The organism is Sinomicrobium endophyticum, from assembly GCF_052983315.1.
The window spans coordinates 1-25,184 of sequence record NZ_JBRKIS010000065.1; the positions used below are offsets into that span (position 1 = coordinate 1).

Sequence of the window (25,184 nt, forward strand, 5' to 3'; positions counted from 1 at the left end):
GGTTAACCGCTAACCCAATTGCTTACGCATTCATTCCCTTTCCCTTTTACCGTTAAAGGGATTCATGGCACCGTAAACCCATTCCCTTGAGCGGTTGACGTAACCCGGTTTACCGTCAAAGCAGTTGGTTATGACATCAGAAGCAACCCGGTTAGCGGTTAACGTAACCCGGTTTACCGTCAAAGTAGTTGGGTATGACATCAGAAGCAACCCGGTTAGCGGTTGACGTAACCCGGTTCGCCGCTGAAGTAGTTGGGTATGACATCATAAGCAAACCCGTTAGCGGTCAACGTAACCCGGTTTGCCGCTGAAGTAGTTGGGTAGGACATCAGAAGTAACCCGGTTAGCGGTCAACGTAGTCCGGTTTACCGTCAAAGCAGTTGGGTATGACATCAAAAGCAACCTGTTTAGCGGCTAAAGGGAATGGTTTAGCCGCTAAACCAACTACTTCCGGCGTCAAAGGGATTGCTTTAATGGCCGTTTTCCGGGCATTAAATCGGGGCAACAGGTTTGGTTTTGCCATGGATATAGATGGAGAAAGGCTTTGCTTATTATGGATTCCGTTGTTATCGCTGATGGTTCCCTTTCCGGTGATCGGTTTTTTGGGGGGGTGAAGCATGGAGCACGGAGCACGAAGCACGAAGGATGGAGCGATAATTGGTAAGGGGTAAGAGTCTTATAGTTGGGTTTGAGGAGTCCCGATATATATAGGGATGGAGTTGGGGGATTATTTTTTTGTTGGAGGTTGGAGGTTTGGGCATGCCTGAATATGGTTACAGGTTTGAGTCATGGGCTTGCCCCGACGCAGTTGATTAATTGCTCTCTCGGATATTTCAAATATTCATCTCTCCTTATCTCTTTCTTCCAGGAGATTATTGTACTTTTCAAGTAATGAATAATATTTTTCCTTTACCAGGTGAATCTGGTTTAAAGCCTCTTTATATGTGACAGGGTGTCCCATTTCTTTATCATCAATGCTGTTTATCTCCGGAATGAACTGGGAGAAATCAAATTCCAGACCTTTACCATACTTTAGCAGGATATGAAGAGATAAATCTTCCATCTCAATATGCTTGTAATAAGCAGACCTGGAATATCCGGCCTTTTCAGCTACAACTTTAATGGCGATCCCTGAATTTTTAACGGCTTTTTTAAGTACCTCTCCCCTATGTATTTTCTTTTTCGACATGCAACCGTAAATGTTAAAAAGAAATTGTGTAAAAAAGTAAACACTTTTGTGTAATTATGTGTATTTTTTGTATATTTGATCGCTATTAAATGGATGACCAATGTTTGTGTTATCCGTTTATATATTAATTTTGCAATTCTTCGAATAGAAAATATTAGAAGCAATTGCTTTGAATCTCGCATTGGAAAACTGGTAATTTTTATGTGTACGAGAGGATAAGTAAGTTTGCTCACGACCCGGGCGTGGGCTCTCTTATCTGTACACAGGGTATACCAGTACCTCTAATGCGATAAGTAGAGTTCCACGCCCAATTTTTTCTTTGGGTTTTTTTATCACTCTACTTAAAAAATTTCACAGTACATGGAGCATTAATATAACAATGTTACCGGGTAAATACGGAACAGCAAGGAGGGGCAGCCTTGCGTTCCGGGGCTGAAACGGGAGACTTGGAAGAATCTCCCTTATAAAAAAGCCCGTTTTTCATAGTGTTTTTCGATGTAAAACCTGTAAAATATGGAAATCCATAATTATTTACGAATTATTTTTTATGGCCTTTTTGTGATATTAATGTATTTGTAATCAATAATTTGTAAAATTATGGTGTATTACATACATTATCACAATCTTATATTATAGTTATTAAAATATGAGATTTTATTATTAACTTTGAGTGTATTCAAGACAAACAACCTGAATAATTGTGAAAACTTTGAATATTCCGTAACCCTAAGCCAACGGGCCTTTTTAGGCCCTCTTTAAACAAAGTTTTCACAATAATCGGGAATCAACTGACATGGGCGTCAGACTAAGGAAAACTACTCCCTTTCCCAAAATTAGATGTATAACCGGACGACACCTTTGTACGGAAGAGGTTAAGTCACAATTAAAGCTGCTTTGCAGACACCCCTGCCATTGTGGTGTGTCCATTTTGTGGGCATTACCTCATGGTGGCATAGTATGTTTTGCTCTGTTTGGATATGCATACTGTATACTTCTCTAAATTCCTGTTCTTACCCATACTCCCTGTGCCTGCTGTGGTTTATATTATTAACCGTGGATTTCGGTCCACTCGTAAAATGGTGGTAGTATGAATGCAGATCTGACGATAGGAGACAACTTGTTTGAGGGAGCAAAAGAACATGACACAAACTCCAATGAAATTTCCGATACCGAACTCTGGTTGAAATTTCAGGGGGGCGACCAGGTTGCCTTTGAGGAGATCTATGCTCAAAATTTTGCCCGGCTATATAACTATGGTCTAAAACTGGCAACAGATAGGGATCTTGTTAAAGATTCAATCCAGGACTTGTTTGAAGAATTGTGGGACCGTAGGGAGAAACTTGGAAAAGTAAAATCAATTAAGTCATACCTTTTTAAGAGCATTCGAAGAAAAATTTTGAGAAAGGCAGGCAAGAAAGGAAAATTGTTGTCCCTGGTGGAATCAGATGATAACGTGTATATGGATAGTACGCCTTCGTCTGAAATAACCATGATAGCAAATGAGCAATTCGAATTGGAACAAAAAGAATTGGAACTTGCTCTTAACAAACTCAATAAAAAGCATCGGGAAATTATCCATCTTATGTTTTATGAACATTTGAGTTATAAAGAAATAGCTAAAGTGACGGGGATGCATAAAAAGAATGTCTACTATCATATGTCGCGCGCCTTGGATATACTTTATATATCTTTAAAAAAACTACTTTGAATACATTAATACAGCTTTTCTTCCTTTAAAGCTTACTTCCTCTTCAAAATTGTTGCGACAATTGGGAAAATCACTATAATTCCTTCCCTGTTTAATACAGCATTTACGGCTTTTTGAAAAAAAATCAATTTTTTTTCCAGACAAAAATCATTTTTTTGCTCTTATTAATAAAGTGCTTATTGCTACCCCGCAATCTTTAACTTTATAAACAATGAAGTATAAAAAATATAAAACAAAAGATTTTTGCCAGGACGAATATTTCCAGAAATGGATATTGGACCCGGATGAAGAAGCCTTAAGTTTTTGGGAAAAATTCCTGGCTGATAATCCCAATAAAAAAGATACCATATCCAGGGCTAGTAAAATGGTTTATTTATTGGGAAATACAGGAAACCAACTTTCCGAAAATGATCGCAAAGCTATTTATAATGTGAACCTTCAAAATCTCCGAAAACACATAGATTCGGGAAAGGTATATGGGGGTAGGGATAATCCTTTATGGAAAATAGCAATAGGCTTTTTCGGTGTTGCAGCCATTGCTTTGGGAGTTTTTAAATCCGGCGTATTACACAAACAGATCCCGGAAGAGAATACACCGCAGGTAACCCTGCAATTACAGGATGGCTCCATACAGGTTATGGATGAAACATCCTCGAAAATAATAACTACGGAAAAAGGGGACAGGGTGGTCAGCCAGGAAAGGAACGTATTGGTCTATGATAAAAATGCCGGTACGGAAAACGAAGACTTGGTATACAACCAGTTGACTGTGCCTTACGGTAAAAGATTTGAGTTAGTATTGTCTGACGGTTCTCATGTTTTTTTAAATGCCGGGTCCAGTTTACGATATCCCGTGAAATTTTTACCCGGGACCCCCCGGGATGTCTTCCTGGATGGCGAAGCCTTTTTTGAGGTGGAAAAAGACGAAGCCCGTCCCTTTACCGTAGTCACCGAAGAAATGAACACCCGGGTGTATGGCACTAAGTTTAATGTCACCAGTTATAAAAATGAGAGCAACACTTATACCGTGTTGATGGAAGGAAGTGTAGGGGTGTACCAGCCCGGAAAAGATAAAAGCGAATACCTGCTAACCATCACACCGGGGCAACGCGCGGTTTTTCAAAACGGGAGTATTGACATAGAAGAAGTGAAGATTGAAAAATACACCGCCTGGACCCGGGGAGAACTCTATTTTATGGAAGATCGGTTCGAACAGATCTTTAAAAAGCTGGAACGCCGTTTTAACGTGCAGATAGATAACCGGTATACCGACCTGGGCGACAAAACCCTGACCGCCACCTTCAGAGATGAATCCCTGGTACAAATCCTGGAGTTATTACAAAAATATACTCCTTTTAATTACACTATACAGGACGATCACATTACAGTTACCCCGGAATAAAATCCGGATCATTCCGGAAATTATTTGAAATATACACCCCAAGGTCCAAACAACTTACCTTAAAGAGACCAACACGGAAGTCTAATTAAATACAATGGCCTGTGAAACAATAAAACCATTTTTATTGCCTGGATTCCTTTTGCCAAAAAATACGGGAAAGAAGACTAGGGAAAAAACATCGGAGTATGCTCCACACACCCTCCGATGTCATAAAGAGATTTAAGTCGTTACAAACAAAAATCCGAAACAAAATTATGAAAAATATTAGGAACGCATGGGAAAGGCATGTCTCTTTTCCGAAAATGGACCTTAAGATGAAATTCTCGTTGCTGTTTTTCTTCGTAACGCTGTTCCAGATACACGCCGACAGCGGATATGCCCAGAAGACCAAACTCTCCCTGGATATGCATGCCGTTTCCGTGCTGGAAGTGATGGAGGAAATAGAAGAGATTTCTGAATACCGGTTTATTTACAGTAAAACCGATTCCAATATAAACCGGGTGGTAAGTATCCGGGCCAGGAAAAAACACATTAAAGATATCTTACAGGCCCTTTTTAAAGAAACCTCATTACATTATGAGGTTATTGACAAACAAATTATTCTTACGTCTCCCCCAAAAAAGAAGGTTTCCCCAAACCAAAAAAATATACGGGAAGAACAACAGCAGGTTGAAGTTAGTGGTACCATTACCAGTTCCGATAGAGAACCCCTGGCAGGAGTGAATATTATTGTTAAAGGGAGCAACAGGGGCACCATGTCGGATCCGGATGGGAAATACAATATTACCGTACTGGAGAGCGATGTTCTTACTTTTTCTTTTATAGGATTTAAAACCGTGGAAAGATCGGTAGAGAGCCAGGAAATCATTGATGTACAAATGGAGGATGATGTTACTGCTTTGCAGGAGGTGGAGGTTAATGCGGGGTATTATAAAGTTAAAGATAGAGAAAGGACAGGAAGTATAGTCAAAGTGACTTCCGAAGAAATAGAATTACAACCCATAGTGAACCCTTTGGAAGCCTTACAAGGCCGTATGGCTGGGGTAGAAATAAATAAGCCTAATGGGGTTCCAGGGACCGCGGCAAGTATTCAAATTAGGGGCCGAAACAGTTTACGAAATACAACTAACGACAATGGAAATTTACCATTATTCATAATTGATGGTGTACCAGTAAATTCCAGTCCTATACAACATTTAGGAGGAGGGCAACAGTCAGTTCAGGCAATAGACCCTCTTAATACCTTAAACCTTTCTAATATTGAGAGTATTGAGGTTTTAAAGGATGCCGATGCAACCGCAATTTATGGTTCCCGTGGCGCTAACGGTGTGGTTTTAATTACAACGAAGAGCGGAGTAAAAGGTGCTCAAAAAACAATCCTTAGCATAGATGCCTACTCTGGTATAGGGAAAGTGTCCAATAGAATGAAATTGCTGAATATGGAGCAGTATCTGGAAATGCGGCGAGAAGCATTTGCTAATGATGGTGCAGAATCATCGCAGTTTGCAGATCAGGATTTATTAGTGTGGGACCAAAACCGCTATACCGATTGGCAAAAGGAACTTTTTGGAGGAACCTCGGATATAACTGATGTGCAAGTAGCTTTATCCGGAGGGACCGAAAATACATCCTTTAGGTTTGGAGGCGCATATCATAAAGAAGGAACAGTATTTCCAGGAGATTTCGATTATCAAAAGCTAACCGGTTTTATAAACCTGAATCATACTTCTTCCAATAATAGACTTCGGGCCACCATGATGGTAAATTATGGTATTGATAGGAATAATCTTTTTTTAGGTGGAAATTTAGTACAAACAGCATTAACATTAGCACCAAATGCTCCCACTTTATTTACCGAGGATGGTGAGCTTAATTGGGAAAACTCTACTTGGAATAATCCATTGGCAGGATTAAAACGCTCTCAAAGGATTTCAACCAATAATCTTATCGTGAATTCGTCTGTAAGCTATGAAATCCTTAGGCATTTGGATGTCAAAATCAATTTGGGTTATACTAAACAGGATATAAAGGAAGGCCAAAAAGACCCGGTAAGTAGTCATGACCCGGCTATACAAGCCAGTAGGGTTAATTCCTTTTCGCAACGAACTACCAACAGGGATTCCTGGATTATAGAACCACAACTCAACTATTCTCTCTCACGCTCTCAACTGGATATGGATGTATTGGTAGGCTCTACTTTTCAAAAAAGTAGTAATGATATACTAATGATTTCGGGGCATGGCTATTCCGATGAACGCTTTATAGGAAATCTGGAAGCCGCGGATAGGGTAAATGTTTCTTCCCAGTCGGAGATAAAATATGCCTATAGTGCTGTGTTTGGAAGAATAGGAGGTAATTGGGCCAAAAAATATTTTATTAACCTTACAGGGCGTAGAGATGGTTCTTCCCGTTTTGGTCCGGGCCGACAATTTGAAAATTTCTGGGCTATAGGAGCAGCCTGGATTTTCAGTGAAGAAAGTTTTATACAAAAACATATCCCGGTAATAAACTTTGGTAAGCTACGGGGGAGTTATGGTACTACGGGAAGTGACCAAATACCGGATTACGGATTTTATGATGCCTATCAGGTTAACCAGCAAGGCGGTTTGAACCCTATTAGTTTATTTAACCCGGATTATGGGTGGGAGGTTAACAAAAAACTGGAAGCAGCACTGGAATTAGGACTTTTTAAAGACCGTTTACATCTTGAAACCAGCTGGTATCGTAACCGGTCATCCAATCAATTAGTAGGTTATCCACTATCAGTAGTTACCGGATTTACTTCCGTACAGGCAAACCTTCCTGCAACAGTGCAAAATACAGGGTGGGAAATAGTAGCGAGCACGAAGAACATTCAAAGTAAAAGTTTTAACTGGCAAACTCATTTTAATATCACTTTTCCCAGAAATAAGCTAATAGCATTTCCAAATATAGAACAGACTTCTTATGCTACCCAATATGTGGTAGGAGAACCACTTAATATCAGTAGATTGTATAGGTACAAAGGAATTAACCCGGACACGGGTTTATATGAAGTGGAAGATGTGAATATGGATGGCAATTATAATTTAGATGACCAGATCATAATTCAGGACATGGGTAGGCAGTATTATGGAGGTCTGCAAAATAATTTATCATTTAAAGGCATTCGACTGGATTTTTTATTGGAGTTTATTAGGCAATATGGACCATCTAATATATTTGCAAATAACGTATTACCTCCCGGATTCAGTAAAAGAAATGTTAGTGCTGCCGTACTAAATCGTTGGGAAGGACCAGGAAGTAGCAGTGCCGTGCAACGTTATACACAATCTTTTCTGAATTTCACTAACTACAGTTTGGCAAGACAAAGTGATTATGGGGTTTCTTCCGAAAGTTCCTTTGTCCGGTTAAGAACTGTTTCTCTATCCTATGAGATTCCTTCTGTTTACATCCAAAAATCAGGTTTGTCATCTTGCAGGCTCTACGTTCATGGGCAAAACCTGTTTACCTGGACCCGGTATAAAGGATTAGACCCACAATTTCCTGGAGGAAATGTACTGCCTTCCCTACGGGTTATAACTATGGGACTTCAACTTCAATTTTAATTATTAGAAATTATGAGGATCAAATATCAATATATTACATGGTTGGTGACAGTAATACCATTTCTTATTGTTTCTTGTGCAGATTTTATCGAAGAAGACCTGCCGGGTAATCAATTGGTACGGGAAGATGTTTTTGCATCCGAAGAAACGGCCCGTGCAGCTATGGATGGTCTCTATTTTAATCTTTTTCAGGTTCCGACCCAATTTTCTAATGGTGGTGAATATTCCATAACAGCTATATGTGGCTTATCTGCCAACGAATTGAACAGTTACAGTATCTTGTCCATAGCAATATTTCTTGATGAGTTTGATTCCGGGATAGTCAATGTGGATAACACTTTTGTGTTAAATGTATGGGCATCATCCTATAATACTATTTATACGGCAAATTCTATTATAGAAGGACTTCAACAACCTTATGCGGATGCCATAATACCAGAGTTAAGACAAAGATGGATTGGAGAGGCTAAATTCATCCGGGCTTTTACACATTTTTATCTCGTTAACCTTTTTGGATATGTTCCTTTGGTAGCTACCACAGATTATCGGGTCAACGGAACTGCTACGCAAAACAACAGGGAAGTAGTTTATCAGCAGGTTATAGAAGATTTGAAGGAAGCTATTGAGAGTTTAGACCATACTTATGAAGAAGACCGGACACGTCCCAATAAAGGAGCAGCCCAGTTATTATTGAGTAGAGTGTTTCTCTATTTGGAGCAATGGGAACAAGCAGAACGATGGAGCACCGAAGTAATCTTACAAAACTCTCTTTATGAAATAGAAGAAGATTTAGATGCTGTTTTTTTAGCAGACAGTAATGAAGCCCTGTGGCAGATTAAGCCTGTATTACAGGGAAATACCCGCGAAGGGAATCGATTTATACTGGTAAATTCACCAGCGTATTATGCACTTAATGAAGAATTATTAGCTGCTTTTGACCCTGCGGATAAAAGGTTAACGAACTGGATTGGCTCTTACAGTTCTGATACTGATACCTGGTACTTCCCCTATAAGTATAAAGTACAGACATCCACCGGCAATCCAACGGAATACTCCATGGTGTTGCGTTTTGCCGAAGCCTACCTGATACGGGCGGAAGCCCGGGCACAACAAAATAGATTGCAGGATGCCATTACAGATTTGGATGTTATCCGCGGCAGAGCGGGGATAGACTTGCTTTCGGATAACCAATCTTCCGTTTCCCAACCCGGTTTATTAGTGGAAATCCAAAAAGAACGGCAACGGGAACTTTTTACCGAGTGGGGCCACCGTTGGTTTGACCTTATACGAACAGGGACTGCTACGGAAAACATATCTCATGGGGATTGGGTTTCCAAAAATTTCCTTTTTCCAATACCCCAAAGTGAATTAGAGAAAAACCCTAATCTTAATCAGAATATAGGATATAATTAATACACAAAATGAAAAATAAAAAAATGAAACGAACAGGATTAATATATGCGATTTTCTTACTAAGCTGCCCCTTATTGGTGGTTTCACAGAACTGGGAAAACATAGGGTTACTGGATACCTTGCCATTTCCCCCGGGCCTTACTTATGGTAAATTGGATAACGGGGTAACCTATTATATTTACCAGGATTCAAATTTAAAAGAAGAAAAGGTTAAGATGAATCTGGCAGTAAAGGCCGGGGTCTTTACAGACAGTGAACAAGAACTGGAGTTTTCTCATCTTATAGAACATATTCCTTTTGTGGAAACCCCGACTTATCCCAATGGGCTTAGAAATTTTGTAGGAAAATTCAATATGATACGTAGTGACATTTCGGGAGCAACAAGTATTGAAACTCTATATCGGTTTAATTTTCCAAAAGGTGATCAAAAGGCTTTTAACGCAGGGTTGAGATGGTTTCGGGATATCATGGGTAACCTGGAGTTTACTGATCATATTACAGAGCAGGTTAAAAGTGAAGTAAGAGGAGAACTTTTAAACGGCGGACAACCTTCTTCTGGTTCTTCTCTTGTATTGAATGGCGATGTGTATAGAGGCTACATTACAAGTATGACCCAGTTGGACCATAAGTTAAAGGGGTATAAAGGTCAGGACATAGAAACGTATTACAAGAAATGGTACATCCCTGAGAATATGGGGATATTTATTGTAGGCAATATGGATATGAGGGTAAATGAAGTTATTAAGGATTTAAAGAAAACCTTTTCGGATTTAAAGCCGTCTAAAGAAAATAGTCCAGGTTTTTGGGATCATGAAATAGCCTATCAAACGCGGGAAAATAATTTTCTAAAGGTGGATGGACAAGAGATTTTGCGCTCTCCTGAACTCAGACTTTATTTCCGCCATGAGCCATATAGGCATTTAATTTCCAAAACAGATTTTCAGAATTACTTAACCCGGGATGTGGTCTTTGCCTTGGTTAAAGATAGACTTTTAGAAAATATAATGAGATATAATGCACCTGTATCATCTATTATTCCCAACAATCATCGATATCCCCCTTCGTTTAGTATCCATCATAAAATGTGGAGTACAGATGATATCAAATTGGGATTGCAAAATAGTATTATGACCCTTCGTCAAATCGAAAAAGATGGTTTTACAAGTATAGAATTTAATAAAGCTATAGAAAAAGTAAAGCAGCAACTTGTACGTATTCAAAGACAGGATGCACAAGGTATAATGGAGAACTGTAATGACAATTTTTTATGGAATAAAGCCTTTCTCTTTGATAAGCCTGGCATGCTGCCACATTTGTTAACCCAGATAGACCAAGGTCAGGTGATGAAAAAATTTGCGGAGTTGTTTAACCGAAAAACAGCTATGGACATAGTACTTGTAACATCAGATAATATTTCCAGGAACATAAAAAAGGAAGAGGTTTACGAATGGGTTAAGGCCGCCTGGGACATGCCGCTTGAGATATCGGAAGCAACCGGGCACAAGAATATTAAGGAAATATCAGATCGGGGTGAAATACTTCTGTATAAAGCAGATTATAAGAAAAGACTAATCCCCGATCTGGGGCTTACGGAAGTAACCCTGATTAATGGCGTAAAAGTAGTTTTAAAATCACTTGGACCTCAGGAAACTAACGAAGATAAAATTTTAATAAAGGGGTTTAAACCCGGAGGGGCTTTGCTGTATGAAGGAGCAGATTATTTTTCGGCACTACTCGCTGCAGATATTGTGAGACATAGTGGAGTAAATGAATACAACAAGTTTGATTTAATTGAATACGTTCAGAATCGAAATATACAGGTTTTTCCTAATGTTAGCCATGATGCCATCAGTATTAAAGCAGAGGGGAAATCGGAAAATTTTAGAGATATGATGGAACTTATATACCAGTATCTTACCAAGCCTAATAAAAATGTACTGGCTTTTGAAGATTGGAAAAGACATGAAAAGCAACGCTTGAAAAATTCTATAAAACCAGCCAAATATATGGCAAAAGATTCGTTAGACGTAATCCTGGAAAATCGTTTGAACTACCCTACACCTACAGATAAAGATATAAACGATATAACGCTTGAAAAGGCATATGAATTTTATAAAGAACAGTTTACCGATTTAAGTGGGTTTACTTTTGTTGTCACAGGTAATTTTGATATGGATAAAGTGATTCCTTTAATAAACGGTTATTTACGTACTTTACCTGCCAGTGCACAATCACCAAAGTTAGGAAAAAAAGAAACATCCTTTGCAGCTATACCCAAGGGCCCAAAGTCTTATAAAGTAAGAGATAATAACAGTTTAGGAGCCCACCTACGGCTGGTTTTTGCCGGGGAATTTACATACAGTATAAAAGAAGATATTGGCATGATGATTTTGCATCGTATCTTACAAGTAAAGATGCATGAACGATTACGTTATAAAGAATTTCAATCTAACGTTTATGCACCGGCTTTGGGATATGAATTGTATAACGACTTGAATGCCTTTAAGATGAGTGTCGAGTTTAAGTGCAACGAGAAAATGGTAAATACGCTGATTGAGGCAGCCAAAGAAGTGATTGAAATATTAAAAGGAGAAGGTTTGTCCGAAGGAGACATGGACGCAGCAAAACGTTCTTTAAGTTCGTTTTTTGAAAGAAATAATAACTATTCCGTCAATAGGCATTTGGTCAATATGTATAAGAGCCCTGATAGCAAAAGGCTTCCTCCCGCGATTGAGATGTTGGAACAGATATCAAGGCAGGATATCAAAGATTTGATTAATGCATATCTTACAGATAAACATTATTTTGAATTCGTAGTCTTTGGGAAAGATATGGACAAAAGTATAGGCCGGTAATAAGAATTTATATTTTGAATTATTACTAATGCGTTAAATTCTAATAACAGGCCTGCTTAGTGTACTTTATGGTTGATATTTAACCACGGAGAGCACAAAGGTTTTCACACAAAGTTCACAGAGACAAAATCAAATCAAAAAAACAAAAAACAGGCTTAAAGGTAGTTGTATTAGTACTTTACAAGGGGTAACCGAAAATTAATGCATCACTACTAATTTTGAATTATTTTGCAGATACTGATTATCTTTTTTAAGCCATAGTAATATCTGAGCATTGAAAAAAGAGACTACCCGAAATTTTCCGGGCAGCCTCTAAAATTAATATTCACTTAATCAACTTGTTTAACGGGGTCTTGCGTGATATTTCTGACCTCTATTTGGCAGAGCGTAGGATTACCAAGATCTTGTTGCTCATATACCCCTAAGATACCATGCTGTGTTGAAAGGACTGTACAGGTAAAGTTACCAGTCTCACTACAAGGTACGTCATCGGAAACACAGGCATCCGGATATTGTATGAAGAACGGAGCATAGCTATCAACACTCTTTACTGAAGCGAAGGAAAACGCTATGGCAAAAACGAAAGCCAAAGAAGGCAAAATGATTTTAAACTTTTTCATTGTTTTAAAATTTAATTGGTTTAACTTTTTGCCCTACTTTTTTCTACAGGTGTTCGGGCTTGCATTCCTGTTTCTATCGCGATAAAATACTTTGGTATTCTTTATTATTGGTGCTTTTGAGAAATGCCTCCTGGTAAATGTTATAAAAGACCAGATGGGAGCCGTGTATGGCCACAAAATAATTATCAGTTACCATAAACTTGGATATTTTATGGTTTTCATAGGGCTGCAATTGAAAACTTAGTACATAAGTGCCGTTGTCCATACTGTATACATCAAACGTAGATGTTCTCTCAAATGTAGCCTTACTGTCGTTTTTTGCCATTCCGGTAGCCATAACATATAGATATGCCCCTTTACTATATGCCCCCTGATTAACCATATAGGAAGGAGAGGCCAGTTTTTTTACTTGTCCCTTACTATAGGAGTCAGGCTTAATACGTACTTGGGATATAGTGTCTATGGTCCTGCCCCGGTAGCGGAGTTGCATGGTAGTATCCATAACCATAAATTGGTTGCGGTAGTAGTATATGTATACCAGCTCGGCACGTTCCTGGTTGTGGAGCAACTGCCCATCAGTGCAAAAAGTACCGTCTATTTGCTTTTCCAGTATTTCGGGGTTTAGCCGGATATGTGGAGGAATATCCCATTGCATTCCCAGAGTACGCTCCCCGGTTTTAGAACTCACAGTTTTCAGGGCTATGGATTTTGCCCCAAAAGGAATTGCGTCATTGAAAAAAGCACTGTCATACATAAACGGGCTGGCATACCATTGGTTTAATTTCCCTCTCATAATCTTTGGGGCTATTCCATCCATATAATAAAAATAGGGAGGAAGAATTTTAATCCGGTTATCCCTTCTAAATCTTATGGTGTCTTCTCTCTCTACGTGCAGTTGTATATGGGTGGTATCCAGGTCCAGAAGACTCACTTTCAATAGGTGCAAGGGGGCGGTATAGTTACTAAGATATACAGTGTCCTGGTCTGCTCCTGCAAAATAGTAAGTATTATATTTTATGTCTATGGCTTTGGATTTTGTTACCGGGTGTGGAGGTAACAACCTGTAAAAACCATTGTCTTCATGAGTCTTTTGAAGAGACCAGGCAAATAGTCCGGCTACTACTACTATACTAAGAACAAAACAAAGCGATATTTTAAAAATAGCATTTTTCATTTTACAATTAATTGTGATTTAGCGCTAACTATTTACTTGTTGGTTTTAAAGAAACGACTGATTTTTGAGACAGGATAAGAATCCCTATTAGGGCCAGGAGTACAAAGATGATATTAAAAACCAAATGTTCTTCCCAACCCATTTTTTCAAGGATACCACCGCAAGAGCATGGAACAAAAGGACTATAATGAAGTATAATATAGATATAAGCGGTAAACATGGTCATTAAACTAAATGAAGCGTAGAGAGCTATTTCCCTAAAGCGAGAAACCACGAGCATACCAGCTATAATTAACTCTGTTACAGGTATAAACCAGGCTATCCAGGCACCTATGGAAATAAGAATTGGTGATTGCCCGATTTGTACACGGAATTTTTCATAATCCATTAATTTGGTGGTAGCAGCGTATAAAAACAGGATAATAAAGAGAAAGCAGATGATTTCTATGAATACATTTCGGTGTCGCAGCACAAAACGGGGTATAATTAAAGTAACATTTTTCATCTTTTGGGTAGATTTAGGTTGTTCTTTATAGTTCTTAGTTTTGGAGTCGGGAGCCTTTGCGTTATTGTACTTACTTATACTATTTGTTATTTAAAACCCCAAACAACGCGTCAACTCCCATACTCCCAAAACAATATATATAGGTTGGTTAGTTTTAATTTTCGCCACGAATTCACGGATTATTTACAGGGGGTATTTTTTAAAACCATTCGTGCATCCGTGGTAAAAGATACTTTCAATCTGTTATAAGAACTTACGGATTCCGGGTCCGGTAGTTTACTGTTGAAGTACGGGATTCAAAGTATCCTGGTATCCTCTGTTCTTTGAATCCCTGCACCTCAATAAGTAACCCTAATGTGTCAAAAATCTTCTTTTCTTCATTTTAATCGTGGCTATCGGATTTTTAACTAGGGTAAAGTTCTGGAAACAAAGAATGTAATCTTTCCTAATTCCGAACTATTTTATTCGCAATTCCGTACTTTTTATTCTTAATTCCGGGACATTTCGGGCTGTTTTTGCTAATAACGTTCATTTTTGAGGTGTTTAAGCGAAATAACATGATATTTAGAGAACTTACTTTTTGCCTTGTATTTCTCCGGGGGTACAACCAAAATGTTGTTTAAAAGAGCGGTAGAAACTGGACAGGACTTTATACCCGGTCCTATAGGCTATTTCCTGGATAGATTTGTCGGTGGTTTTAAGAAGTTTCATGGCCACTTCCATTCTCACATTTATATAATAGTGGTAGACAGAGGTGTTGTACCATTTATGAAAACCGAGTTTCAGTTTTTTTTCGTTGATACCAAATTTCGAAGCAAGCCCTTTTACAGACGACCAGGGCTCCTCCAGGTGCTCCCGGATGTAGGTAGCTATTTTATGGATAAGTTCTTCTTCGCTGTTCTGCGTTTTGCGGGGAATAGGTATATGATCATCCACCTCCTTCATGGCCAGGGAGAGTTTCTCATCGAGAATTTCCTCGATCAAGGAGTGTTTATGGGAAGTGAGGTATAGTAATCCATCATCCGGAGACCGGAAAAAAAAGGAAAGGGAAGGAAGCTCGCCATGGGCGTTAACACTATAGATCAAATTCGTAAAAAGAAAACGGGTACCTTCAGGAAGTTGTAGTTGGGTGTATTCCCAGGAGGTCTGGTTGCGCTGCGAAAGCAGTGTGGCAAATGGGGTTCCGGGTAATTTATCCGGAAACCTGGAAAGGTGCAAATCTACATTCTGGTTAGCTTTTAGAATACAGAAGGCATCGTCCAGCACAAAGGCCATGGTACCATAGAGATCATTAGAGAGAAGCGTGCCTTCCTGTCCGGTGGTCTTTAAGGCCATAAGCTGTGACATATGGTTTATGATCTTGATAAGATCATTAAAGATATTGTTCTTCGCGGAAAGCTTCAGACGATAATCAAAATTGCCGGAAAACATCATACTTAATATATAAGAGATGTAATACCATTGTTTTTCATTAAAGGAAAATAACATAAGAAGGTAGGTTTAGGTGGTTTGGATGTAGCATTAAAGGTTGGGGAATTCCTCTGGGGTTATGGAGGTGGTCTTCCGGCCTTGGGTAGGGGCAGGATTTATATTGTTATATGGTACGGACAATTGCCGGAAGGCTGTTCCCGGATTCACATACCGTATGTTCGGAAGATCGTCCGGCAGAAACCCTGTACGGATAAGAATAGGGCCTTGTTCCATGTCATTGTAGAATTGTGCTTAAAAGGGTTATCCTATAACATTTTGCCCTTTAGCGTGGCAAATAACGCTCGCAATGTTGGCAGGTAGAGATCATTAGAACGGGATACCCTACAAGAACATTTTCTTAAATAAAAATGGCCGTGGGCAAATCTATCATAAAGATACTTGGGCTATGCCCACGACCAGGAAAACTAACTCCGCAGAGGAAGTTAAAGTTGAAAATTACTAATTCGGCCTTATAAAAGCTTATCTCTAAGGGATTATTACTTATCTCAGAGGGATTTTTACTTTCGTTTCGGTTAAATTCTTGATCCGCCAAACAATAAACAAAATTTAAAGTTACAATGGAAATATGTGATTACATTACGAGAATCCGTAATCAGGCGATTTTTATAGATATTTTTTTCGATAGACTTTTTAACCTATGGATAGCTGTGGAGAGTATAGTGTTTTACTATTGTTAAAAAATAAAGACGCTCCGGTTTATTATGGAGGAGAGGATGCTTCATGACCTTCCGATACTTACAAGAAGGATGAAGAATTAAACGGCCTGTTTTTTTGAAGTACGGAACTCGTATCCGGATTGTAACCGCGCTCTGTGCATGTCTTTGATTTCGCAGCCCGTTGCACATCATGGATAAGCCAATATATAAAACTCACCCGGCCGGTGCCGATTGATCGTCATTTAAGGGAATGTGTATACGCCGAACCGGTTTGGTTTAGTCGCTAACCGAACCCCTTCGGGTGATCGGGGTTGGAGGGGAGAGAGCATGAAGCATGGAGCATGAAGCGTGAAGCACGGAGTATGGAGGGTGAAGAATGGAGCGATAATTGGTGAGCGGTAAGAGTGTTATCGTTCGGGTTTGAGGAGTTCCGATATATCGGGATGGAGTTGGAGGGGTTATTTCTTTGTTACAAGCTCCAGGTTCCAGGCTTGAAACAAAGAACAAAGCGAGGTGGCTGAGTGTCCCGAACTCCGTTCGGGATGTATCGAAGCCACCGGAGTTCCAGGCTGCAGTTATAGTTTTTTTTAATGCGTTTGCCCCGGGTTAACGATCCGGTAGTTTAGTTTCCGTAAAACTTTAGAATATGTTTTCCTAAGATGGATATATCCTCCTCCGTATGATAAGCAGAAAGTACAATACGCTGTACCAGGGGAGAGGATGTATTCGGGTAGTGAAAAGAAGTGGTGACGAATCCCTTATCCAGTAAATAGCGGGTAAGGGCTTCGTCATTATAAGTGTATGCCGGGTGCCCGTTGATGTGATTGAAAATATCCGTACCGGAAACGGAACGATCAAACATTTTTATATGGCTTTGCAGTTTTTTCCGTTGTATATCATACAGAGGTATGGCCTCTGTAAATGTGGCCATAGCTGCCGGTGAAGCCGGACTGGCCCCGGCAAAAAACGGGAGATCCCATAGTTTCCCGATGACCTGGTCAGAAGAACATACGGTTCCTGCCTGTACACCGAAACCTTTACTTATGGAGCCGCAAACCACGAGTTCCTGAAACGGTACTTTTCGCAGTTTTCTGTAAATCCCTTCGCCGTGATCTCCCAGGATACCGAGACCGTGTGAATCATCGGCAATAAATACGGTACGGGAGAGGGGGAGCTGCTCATACCAACGGTTTTCATAAAGATTGTTTTTTAAAGTAATCGAATCGCACAAAACCACAGCACTCTTATCCGGGTAAGACGAAGCAAATGCTTTAACGTCTTTCAAAAGTTTTTCTGTAGAACCAGATATAGTGGTATGCGGATGAGATAGTGCGGGATGGGTATCTGCCGTGCTGAAAAAAGCATATTCTTCCCCTTTAAAAGCCTGTAGTGCCAGTTGTCCGGCCAAAAAGCCCGAAGATACGGATAGAACGGCTTCACTACCGATTAAGTCTGCCATCACAGCTTCCGCCTTTTCATAGATGGAGATACGGATATTGGCTTTACGGGATGCTGCATAACCCGTACCGTATTTGCGAATATTACGTATAAAAATTTCCTGGAAATCCGGCAAGGTAGCCAGGCCGAGATACGCGGTCCCCCCGAAATAGCGATAGCTTTTCCCTTCGGAAAATACCAGTCGGCCCGGAAAGGAGTCCGTAGTGAACATTACGCTATGAGGGCTATTCCCGATCCGGGTTCTTCCGGGAAGATTATTTTTCCGTTGGCCTCAATAACAACCCCGGTAGCTATATCGCTTTTCAGGAGCATGGCCCCGTCCATATCTACATAGTCCAGTTGCGGGAGTAATTGAGCAATGGCTGAGATTCCGACCGTGGATTCGGTCATACAACCCACCATGACTTTCAGTCCCGATGACTTCGCTTTTTCTATCATCCTGCGGGCAGGGGTGAGACCGCCGCATTTGGTAAGTTTTATATTGATACCGTGAAAAAGGTCTTTACACTTTTCCACATCGCTTTCCACAATACAACTCTCATCCGCAATGACCGGCAGGGCAGATCCCGCCATGACTATTTTCATGCCTTCCCGGTCATCTGCTTTAAGCGGTTGTTCAATAAATTCTACCCCCAGTTCTTTGAGTTTATACGAATTTTCAATGGTTTCTTCCGGTGTCCAGGCGCAGTTGGCATCTACCCGGAAGGTGGCATCCGTATGCTCACGAAGTGCCTTTACAATGGCTACATCATGATTGGTACCCAGTTTTATTTTATATAAAGGCCATGGTTTTTCTTCCATTTTCTCCACCATTTTTTCTATAGTGGCGATACCAATAGTGTAGTTGGTTATCGGGTATTTTTCCGTGTTGTAGCCCCATATCTCGTGCAGGGGTTTGCCCTGCAACTTACCGTAAAGATCATTTGCTGCCAGGTCCAGGGCGCATATGGAAAAATTGCTCAGTCCTTCTTTGACGAGAAAATCGTGAAAAGTTTCGGGAGAAGAAAGGTCAAATCCGGCAATGCGGTCTTCTATGGCCCGGATCTCATGGATCATGGAATCTGTGGTAATATGGTAATACGGGTTGGATGTAGCTTCACCGTAACCCGTTTTTCCATTCAGGGATAAACAAACAATAAGCGAATCCTGAAAATCACGGGATTCCCTGGAGATACTGAAAGTGTGTTTTAGTTCCAGTTGGTATTTTTTCAGTTCCGTTTGCATGATGCCATGTTAAACAGGTGGTGTATTTTAGTTGTTTATCTCGTATTCCTCCGTGTTTTTCTCTGATTCATAACCGAATAAATGCTTTTCCTTGATGAGGTCGGCCACTCCTTCGGGGAGCATATCTTCCCAGCCTTCCTTGCTTTGGGCTATCATTTTCAGTACTTCTCTCGAATAAATATCGAGCGTATTGGGGTCAAAGTCCGTAATATCCACCACTTTGCCATTGAATTTAAAGAACTTGTACAGTTCTTTCATTCTGGGATGTACCTTCAGGGTATCACTGGTTATGATTTCCCCGGTTTTCGGTTCTTTCATCGGGTACAGGTATACTCTCAGGTCTTTGAAAAACAATTTACCGAAAGCTTCCAGGATACCTCCGCTCAAGTGACGGTAGTATTTCTCATCAAATACATCTACCAGGTTGCTCACACCCATGGAAAGTCCCATGCGGTATTTGGTATACCGGGAGAAGTATTCCACCAGTTTGTAATATTCCTGGAAGTTGGATATCATTACGGTTTGCCCGAGGGAACAGAGCAGTTCTGCCCGGTCCATAAAGTCCTGTTCGTCAATTTCTCCCTCGGCACGCAGGTTGGACAGGGTTATTTCAAAAATGACTTCCGTTTTTTTAGGGTCCACCTTGTTTTCCTTGATAAACATTTCGTATGCCCTTTTGTACATGGTCATGTTCACTTTGGTCACCGGGCGGTAACTACCGCGAAGTCCCAGTATGTTCTTTTTATAAAGCAGGGCAGCGGGGAGTATATTGTTACCGTCGGGTCCGAACATTACGGCCTCGGTCATTTCGTTTTTCAACAGTTGAAGGCTCATCAGCCTGTTGTCTACTTTTGCAAATCTCGGCCCGGAAAAATTGATCATATCGATCTCCAGGGTGTCTTTTTCAATATTGTCGTAGAGATATTTAAGCAGTTTTTTGGGCTTGTCGTGCTTGTAGTAAGCGCCGTAGATAAGGTTAACTCCCAGAACACCAAGAGTTTCTTGTTGTAGCCGCGGGTCTGTCTGGTGAAATCGTATGTGAAGGATGATCTCGTTGTAATTTTCCTTCGGATCTGCCTGGAACCGGATACCAACCCAGCCATGGCCTTTGTATTTTTTGGTGAAATCTATGGTAGCTACGGTATTGGCGTAGGTAAAGAAAATTTTATTGGGATGTTTTTTTCTGGAAATACGCTCTTCCACCAGTCGGGTTTCGTGATCCAGCATTTTCTTCAGACGCGATTGAGTAACATACCTGCCATCTTCTTCCAGGCCATATATGGAATCGCTGAAATCCTTGTCATAAGCACTCATGGCTTTGGCAATAGTTCCGGAAGCCCCCCCGGCCCTGAAAAAATTCCGGACGGTTTCCTGGCCGGCTCCTATTTCTGCAAAAGTTCCGTAAATGTCTTCGTTCAGATTAATCCTCAGTGTCTTCGACTTTGTAGAAGGTACATTTTCGATCTGCCTGTCGCCCTTTAAAACAATTGTCATCTGGTGTGCGTTTTATTTGGAACAAAGTTAAAAATATTCGTTAAGTTTTACGGTAAATAAATTATAAAATTCCGAACGAAAAATTACACGATCATCATATAAAACCGGGCTTTCGGATTTTGCAATCGATTTTTGGACAAGGTTTTTTATGTAACTTAGCATTTTGCAGAATGCAAGTGGAAAGTTTAGAAATGAACCAAAAAGAACAGGTTTGAAAATTACATTTTTAGGGACAGGTACTTCACAGGGAATTCCTGTAATAGGTAGTGACCACCCGGTATGCCTCAGCAATGACCCCAAAGATAAACGCCTCCGGGTTTCTGTTTTGGTGGAGTGGGACGATTATCGTTACGTGGTGGATTGCGGTCCGGATTTCCGGCAACAGATGCTCCGGGCCGGGGTTTCGCGGATAGACGGTATCCTTTTTACGCACGAGCATGCCGATCATACGATGGGACTCGATGATATACGCCCGTTTTTCTTCCGCCAGGGAGATATACCCATTTATGCACACCAGAGGGTCCTCGGGGAACTGAGACAGAGATTTCCGTATATTTTTGTAAATGGTAAAGATAAATACCCGGGCGCTCCCGGGGTAAAGGAATTTGAGGTTGTAAATAAGCGTCCCGTAACCCTGGGTAAAATGAAAGTGGTCCCGGTTAATGTGATGCACAACCGATTACAGGTTTTCGGCTATCGCTTTGGTGATTTTGCTTACCTCACCGATGTAAAAACCATAACCGAAGAGGAAATCCGCAAAGTTGAAGGAGTAAAGGTTCTGGTCATTAATGCATTGCGTATTAAGGCGCATCCGTCGCATCTGAACCTGGAGGAAGCACTGAAAATGGTCGAAAAAATAAAGCCGGGGAGAGCTTATTTTACACATATCAGTCATTTGCTGGGATTCCACGAAGAGGTCGAAAGGTCATTGCCGGAAAACGTGTTTCTGGCTTACGATAATCTGGAAGTGGAAATTTAATACTCGGGGCCCTGGGATTATCGCAAATATTTGGGTATATACGCCCAAGTCCGGGCTGGTCAAAACTCCCCGTCCCGCAAGCGGTCCACCCCTCTTCTCCCGATAATTATCGGGATGAAGAGGGGAGCCTGGTAGGGAGTAAACAAGGAAGTAAAAAGATTATGAGAAATGAATAAACCTGCTTAACTAAATGATATTGCCTTTTAGGGGTAGGAAGGGAAATCTATCCGGATTGAATTTCGTGATATACTAATACCCCGGATATTTCCCGGTAAACGGGATAAGAGGAATTCACAACTTTGAAAAAACAGGATAATAAAATACAGGAACCGGAAATGGATTCACGGGAACTTCCCACCCCGGCGGGATATACCATTGTCGCAAAAGAATTTGCATGTGCAGTTCATCCGAAAGGAGTTGTAGTCATAGTTCCGGCCACCGGGGTAAAACAATCGTATTACTTTAAGTTTGCCGATTTCCTCCGGAATAACGGCTATGCCGTCTTTACTTTTGATTATGGGGGCATAGGGGAGTCGCGGCAAGGTTCCTTACAAAACTTTCGCACTTCGGCTACGGCCTGGGCTAAGAACGACCTGGAGGAAGTTATCCGTTTTGCTGGAAAAAAATACCCGGGAACAAACCTGGTCCTGATAGGGCACAGTATAGGAGGGCAATTAATAGGACTCGCTCCTTCCTCGGTTCTGGCCGGCCGGATACTGCTTGTAGCCGCCCAGAACGGGTACTGGAAATTCTGGAAAGGTGCCGGAAGATTGCGGATGCTCCTGAACTGGTATTTTTTGTTTCCCGTAGTTACAAAGATTTTCGGATATTTCCCGGGTAAAAAACTAGGGGTGATGGAAGACCTTCCGAAAGGGATGGTCCGGGAATGGAGAAAATGGTGTGTAACCCCCGATTATCTTTTCGGACATTATGAGGAAGGATCGCTGTTTTTTCATAAGATCCGGGGAAAACTGTTTGCGTATAGCATAGAGGATGACAGTTATGCTCCTGAAGAAGCTGTACATTGGCTGGCCCGGAAATACGAAAATACCGGGATAGTAAGACGACATCTCGTTCCGGCCGGTTTCGGATTGGAAAAAATAGGCCACTTCGGAATATTCAGAAGTAAAAACAAAAGTCTCTTCTGGAACCTGTTGCTCGAAGATATGGAAAGTGAAAAAAGTAAAACCGGGAATAGTGAACTACCTCGGGATAATTAATGAGTAAAAACAATACCGGCCGGGTGGGAAAAGCAAATTCGTGCTTGGAACCACGGGTGCCGGATAACTAACTGTAAAGCTGATGAAAAACAGGATATTTATGTATCTCTTCGTGTTTGCCATACTCATGGCTTTGTTCCTCTATGTAAACTCCGGGAAAATGCTGGAATCCAAAGAGAACAGGATTAAAGAGATGGAAACGGAGATAGAGAAACTGAAGGAAGAAGGAGAAATGATACGTGATTCTTCCCGTACAATTCTTCTGGATAAACTGGACCTTCAGTATTTTTCACTGGAAAACAACGAAGAGGCATTATCTGCGCTGGACGAATTTTCACTGGAAAATCCGTCACAGTACATCGCGGATAAACTTTTGGAAACCAACGAATCCGGGGGAGATAACCCGTTAGTTCCTTATGCCGGCATGGACGGCCCGATGAAAATCAATAAGATCAAGGTGCTCAATCATCGATGGATCATCGCCGATTTTTCGGATGGAAAGTACTGGGGAGAACTCTTTATCCGGTATGAACTCAAAAAAGATCTCGGAATTAACTTTACCCTGACAGACCATTTGCTTTACAAGACGGAGTAAATAGGGAAGAAAAAACCCAAAAGGCTCCTCCCTTGTGATGAATCTTGTCCGCCGAAGGAGGAGGGAGGTACCCGAGTGCAGCAACAGGGGGAGGATTTGACATCCCGGGCCATAGGATCAGCGCAAATGTTTGGGTGTATACGCCAAAGTTCGGGCTGGTCAAAACTCCCCGTCCCGCAAGCGGTCCACCCCTCTTCATCTGAACTACCGTGTGTACACATCTCCATTTAGCAATGACCATCCTTTAAAAATGGAGTTAAATTCGTCTAATCCATTTTTTAGGGTTATTGGACCAGGTGGTCTTTCGGATTTATAACCATTCCATCCTCCTAACCGAGCAATAATCCATGTGGCCCAACTTAATTGATCCCTGGGGTATGGATTTTTTGTTTTAAGGGTATTTCCCTGTAATTTTTCATTGAGTTTTCCCAAACACTTTACTTCTGTATCCTCGAATACTTCAGCTATAGCTTGACTCTCTTCTTTTCCATAGGCGATCATCATTTGACACAATTTCAAAACCCCTTGTAATATCATTATGGCCAGTTTGCGTATGGCCCATCCGGTTTCCAATTCGCTATCCTCTAAAGCAAACCCTTTCTTTTTCATTAGCCTGAAGACCTGTTCTATGAACCAGCGACTGCTATACCATGCAACAATGATCTGTGCTTGTTCGGCGGTTTCTACAGTATGAGTAGTCCACAGTCTCCAACAAATGGGGTCTTCTCCTTTGGGTGTGGTATGTTGGGATTCTTTGGCTTCTACTATGTAGAGTTTTAGTGTTTTAGGAGCAGCTTTGTCTGCCCTTTTGGGACGTTGAATCTCGACCTGTTTATACTTGAGTTCCATTTTTGCTTCCCGCCCCTTTCTGTTTTTATGTAAATCTTCTTCTACGGTAACCGTGTAAACCGCCTGAACCTCTTGTTGCGCCAAATGGTCAAATACCTTTTCGGTGTCCGTTTTGATATTACGGTTATAACCTGCCCGAACCAACAGATGAGTTTTGGTATCCGGTATCCTGGCAAATTGCTCATAAATATCACCTTCCCTATCCTGGATGATCGTAATAGATCTTGCATAGGCCAGATTCTCTTTGGAAGCTTCACTGGATCGAATCCATTTAAAAGATTCTTTCTCTTCTATGGGAAGCTTGTGATATTGCCGGCTGTGGCGAGTTCCGTTGTCTTCTTCCCGGTGCCATATATCGATATGGGAAAAACCAATAGGAGTAAGCATAGTGGCATCCAGAACCAAACTAGGATGAAGAAAAAAACCAATACTCTTAGTATTCCTTATGGGGCCAAGGCCTGTACGGGGCTGTAATCGCCCGGAATGCTTGGACAAATTGAATTCCGTATCATCCTGGATCACCAAAAGATCACGGTCTCTACTTAACTCTTTTACGCGAGAGGTGCATTCCGATATAAGCGATTGTTCTTCCACTCTTGGGTTGTTTAAAAATCTATAGTTGGCACGTTGCTCTGCATAATCCCTGGAAATACGACGTATAGTGCTGCTTTTACTTATGAGTATGGAGCTTAATAAGGTAGCCCCCTTTTTACCAATCGTTTGTCTGGCAAATGATCGGTGAAATCTATGTGTTCCTTGATCCGT

General features: G+C 40.9%; 20 protein-coding genes. 9 read left to right on the top strand and 11 right to left on the bottom strand.

Translation table 11 applies throughout. The features are described from left to right. Positions 1 to 30: 30 nt before the first annotated feature. Positions 31 to 201, bottom strand: a complete 171-nt coding sequence (locus tag ACVBDU_RS22415; protein WP_447181903.1) for a hypothetical protein — start codon at positions 199 to 201, stop codon at positions 31 to 33. A 185-nt stretch (positions 202 to 386) separates the two neighbouring features. Here ACVBDU_RS22415 and ACVBDU_RS22420 point away from each other — a divergent pair, with 185 nt between their 5' ends. Beyond that, the gene (locus ACVBDU_RS22420; RefSeq protein WP_447181904.1) at positions 387 to 614 is read left to right on the top strand and encodes a hypothetical protein; all 228 of its coding nucleotides are present in this window, start codon (positions 387 to 389) and stop codon (positions 612 to 614) included. Between the two features lie 227 nt (positions 615 to 841). Here the strand turns inward: ACVBDU_RS22420 and ACVBDU_RS22425 are convergent, their stop codons facing one another. Continuing rightward, positions 842 to 1,189, bottom strand: coding sequence for a hypothetical protein (locus tag ACVBDU_RS22425; protein ID WP_447181905.1), 348 nt, complete (start codon positions 1,187 to 1,189; stop codon positions 842 to 844). Positions 1,190 to 2,276: 1,087 nt separating this feature from the next. Here ACVBDU_RS22425 and ACVBDU_RS22430 point away from each other — a divergent pair. From ACVBDU_RS22430 to ACVBDU_RS22450, 5 genes are all read left to right on the top strand, one after another. Continuing rightward, positions 2,277 to 2,897, top strand: coding sequence for an RNA polymerase sigma factor (locus ACVBDU_RS22430; protein WP_447181906.1), 621 nt, complete (start codon positions 2,277 to 2,279; stop codon positions 2,895 to 2,897). A 211-nt stretch (positions 2,898 to 3,108) separates the two neighbouring features. Continuing rightward, complete coding sequence (locus ACVBDU_RS22435) at positions 3,109 to 4,299, top strand: FecR family protein (RefSeq protein WP_447181907.1); 1,191 nt, start codon at positions 3,109 to 3,111, stop codon at positions 4,297 to 4,299. 254 nt (positions 4,300 to 4,553) lie between these two features. Then, the gene (locus ACVBDU_RS22440; RefSeq protein WP_447181908.1) at positions 4,554 to 7,886 is read left to right on the top strand and encodes a SusC/RagA family TonB-linked outer membrane protein; all 3,333 of its coding nucleotides are present in this window, start codon (positions 4,554 to 4,556) and stop codon (positions 7,884 to 7,886) included. A gap of 12 nt (positions 7,887 to 7,898) precedes the next feature. Continuing rightward, complete coding sequence (locus ACVBDU_RS22445; RefSeq protein WP_447181909.1) at positions 7,899 to 9,299, top strand: RagB/SusD family nutrient uptake outer membrane protein; 1,401 nt, start codon at positions 7,899 to 7,901, stop codon at positions 9,297 to 9,299. A 23-nt stretch (positions 9,300 to 9,322) separates the two neighbouring features. Next, entirely contained in the window at positions 9,323 to 12,154 is a 2,832-nt protein-coding gene (locus ACVBDU_RS22450) for a M16 family metallopeptidase (RefSeq protein WP_447181910.1), read from the top strand. A 329-nt stretch (positions 12,155 to 12,483) separates the two neighbouring features. Here the strand turns inward: ACVBDU_RS22450 and ACVBDU_RS22455 are convergent, their stop codons facing one another. The 8 genes from ACVBDU_RS22455 to ACVBDU_RS22490 form a co-directional block, all read right to left on the bottom strand. Then, positions 12,484 to 12,774, bottom strand: a complete 291-nt coding sequence (locus ACVBDU_RS22455; protein WP_447181911.1) for a DUF6520 family protein — start codon at positions 12,772 to 12,774, stop codon at positions 12,484 to 12,486. A 73-nt stretch (positions 12,775 to 12,847) separates the two neighbouring features. Further along, positions 12,848 to 13,948, bottom strand: a complete 1,101-nt coding sequence (locus ACVBDU_RS22460) for a hypothetical protein (RefSeq protein WP_447181912.1) — start codon at positions 13,946 to 13,948, stop codon at positions 12,848 to 12,850. Between the two features lie 28 nt (positions 13,949 to 13,976). After that, positions 13,977 to 14,453 carry a MauE/DoxX family redox-associated membrane protein gene (locus ACVBDU_RS22465; protein ID WP_447181913.1) on the bottom strand — a complete coding sequence of 159 codons (477 nt, stop codon included), beginning with the start codon at positions 14,451 to 14,453 and terminating at the stop codon, positions 13,977 to 13,979. 573 nt (positions 14,454 to 15,026) lie between these two features. Further along, positions 15,027 to 15,941 (bottom strand): helix-turn-helix transcriptional regulator, encoded by a 915-nt coding sequence (locus ACVBDU_RS22470; RefSeq protein ID WP_447181914.1) that lies wholly within the window; start codon positions 15,939 to 15,941, stop codon positions 15,027 to 15,029. A gap of 33 nt (positions 15,942 to 15,974) precedes the next feature. Beyond that, entirely contained in the window at positions 15,975 to 16,157 is a 183-nt protein-coding gene (locus ACVBDU_RS22475; RefSeq protein WP_447181915.1) for a hypothetical protein, read from the bottom strand. A gap of 1,065 nt (positions 16,158 to 17,222) precedes the next feature. Further along, a complete protein-coding gene (locus tag ACVBDU_RS22480) occupies positions 17,223 to 18,269 on the bottom strand; it encodes an aminotransferase class I/II-fold pyridoxal phosphate-dependent enzyme (RefSeq protein ID WP_447181916.1) in 1,047 nt (348 codons plus the stop codon). Continuing rightward, a complete protein-coding gene (locus ACVBDU_RS22485) occupies positions 18,269 to 19,282 on the bottom strand; it encodes a dipeptide epimerase (protein ID WP_447181917.1) in 1,014 nt (337 codons plus the stop codon). The genes ACVBDU_RS22480 and ACVBDU_RS22485 overlap by 1 nt, the downstream gene beginning before the upstream one ends. A gap of 27 nt (positions 19,283 to 19,309) precedes the next feature. After that, complete coding sequence (locus ACVBDU_RS22490; RefSeq protein WP_447181918.1) at positions 19,310 to 20,776, bottom strand: TonB-dependent receptor; 1,467 nt, start codon at positions 20,774 to 20,776, stop codon at positions 19,310 to 19,312. Between the two features lie 211 nt (positions 20,777 to 20,987). On the opposite strand from ACVBDU_RS22490, the gene ACVBDU_RS22495 reads away from it, so the two are divergent. The 3 genes from ACVBDU_RS22495 to ACVBDU_RS22505 all read left to right on the top strand — a co-directional run bounded on the left by ACVBDU_RS22495 (position 20,988) and on the right by ACVBDU_RS22505 (position 23,570). Beyond that, positions 20,988 to 21,755, top strand: coding sequence for an MBL fold metallo-hydrolase (locus tag ACVBDU_RS22495; RefSeq protein ID WP_447181919.1), 768 nt, complete (start codon positions 20,988 to 20,990; stop codon positions 21,753 to 21,755). A 335-nt stretch (positions 21,756 to 22,090) separates the two neighbouring features. Continuing rightward, positions 22,091 to 22,975: an alpha/beta hydrolase family protein gene (locus ACVBDU_RS22500; protein ID WP_447181920.1), complete on the top strand. Its 885-nt coding sequence runs from the start codon at positions 22,091 to 22,093 to the stop codon at positions 22,973 to 22,975. A gap of 82 nt (positions 22,976 to 23,057) precedes the next feature. Then, positions 23,058 to 23,570: a hydrolase gene (locus ACVBDU_RS22505; protein ID WP_447181921.1), complete on the top strand. Its 513-nt coding sequence runs from the start codon at positions 23,058 to 23,060 to the stop codon at positions 23,568 to 23,570. A 204-nt stretch (positions 23,571 to 23,774) separates the two neighbouring features. Here the strand turns inward: ACVBDU_RS22505 and ACVBDU_RS22510 are convergent. Continuing rightward, a partial coding sequence (locus ACVBDU_RS22510) for an IS4 family transposase (protein WP_447179359.1) occupies positions 23,775 to 25,184 on the bottom strand: 1,410 nt, incomplete at its 5' end.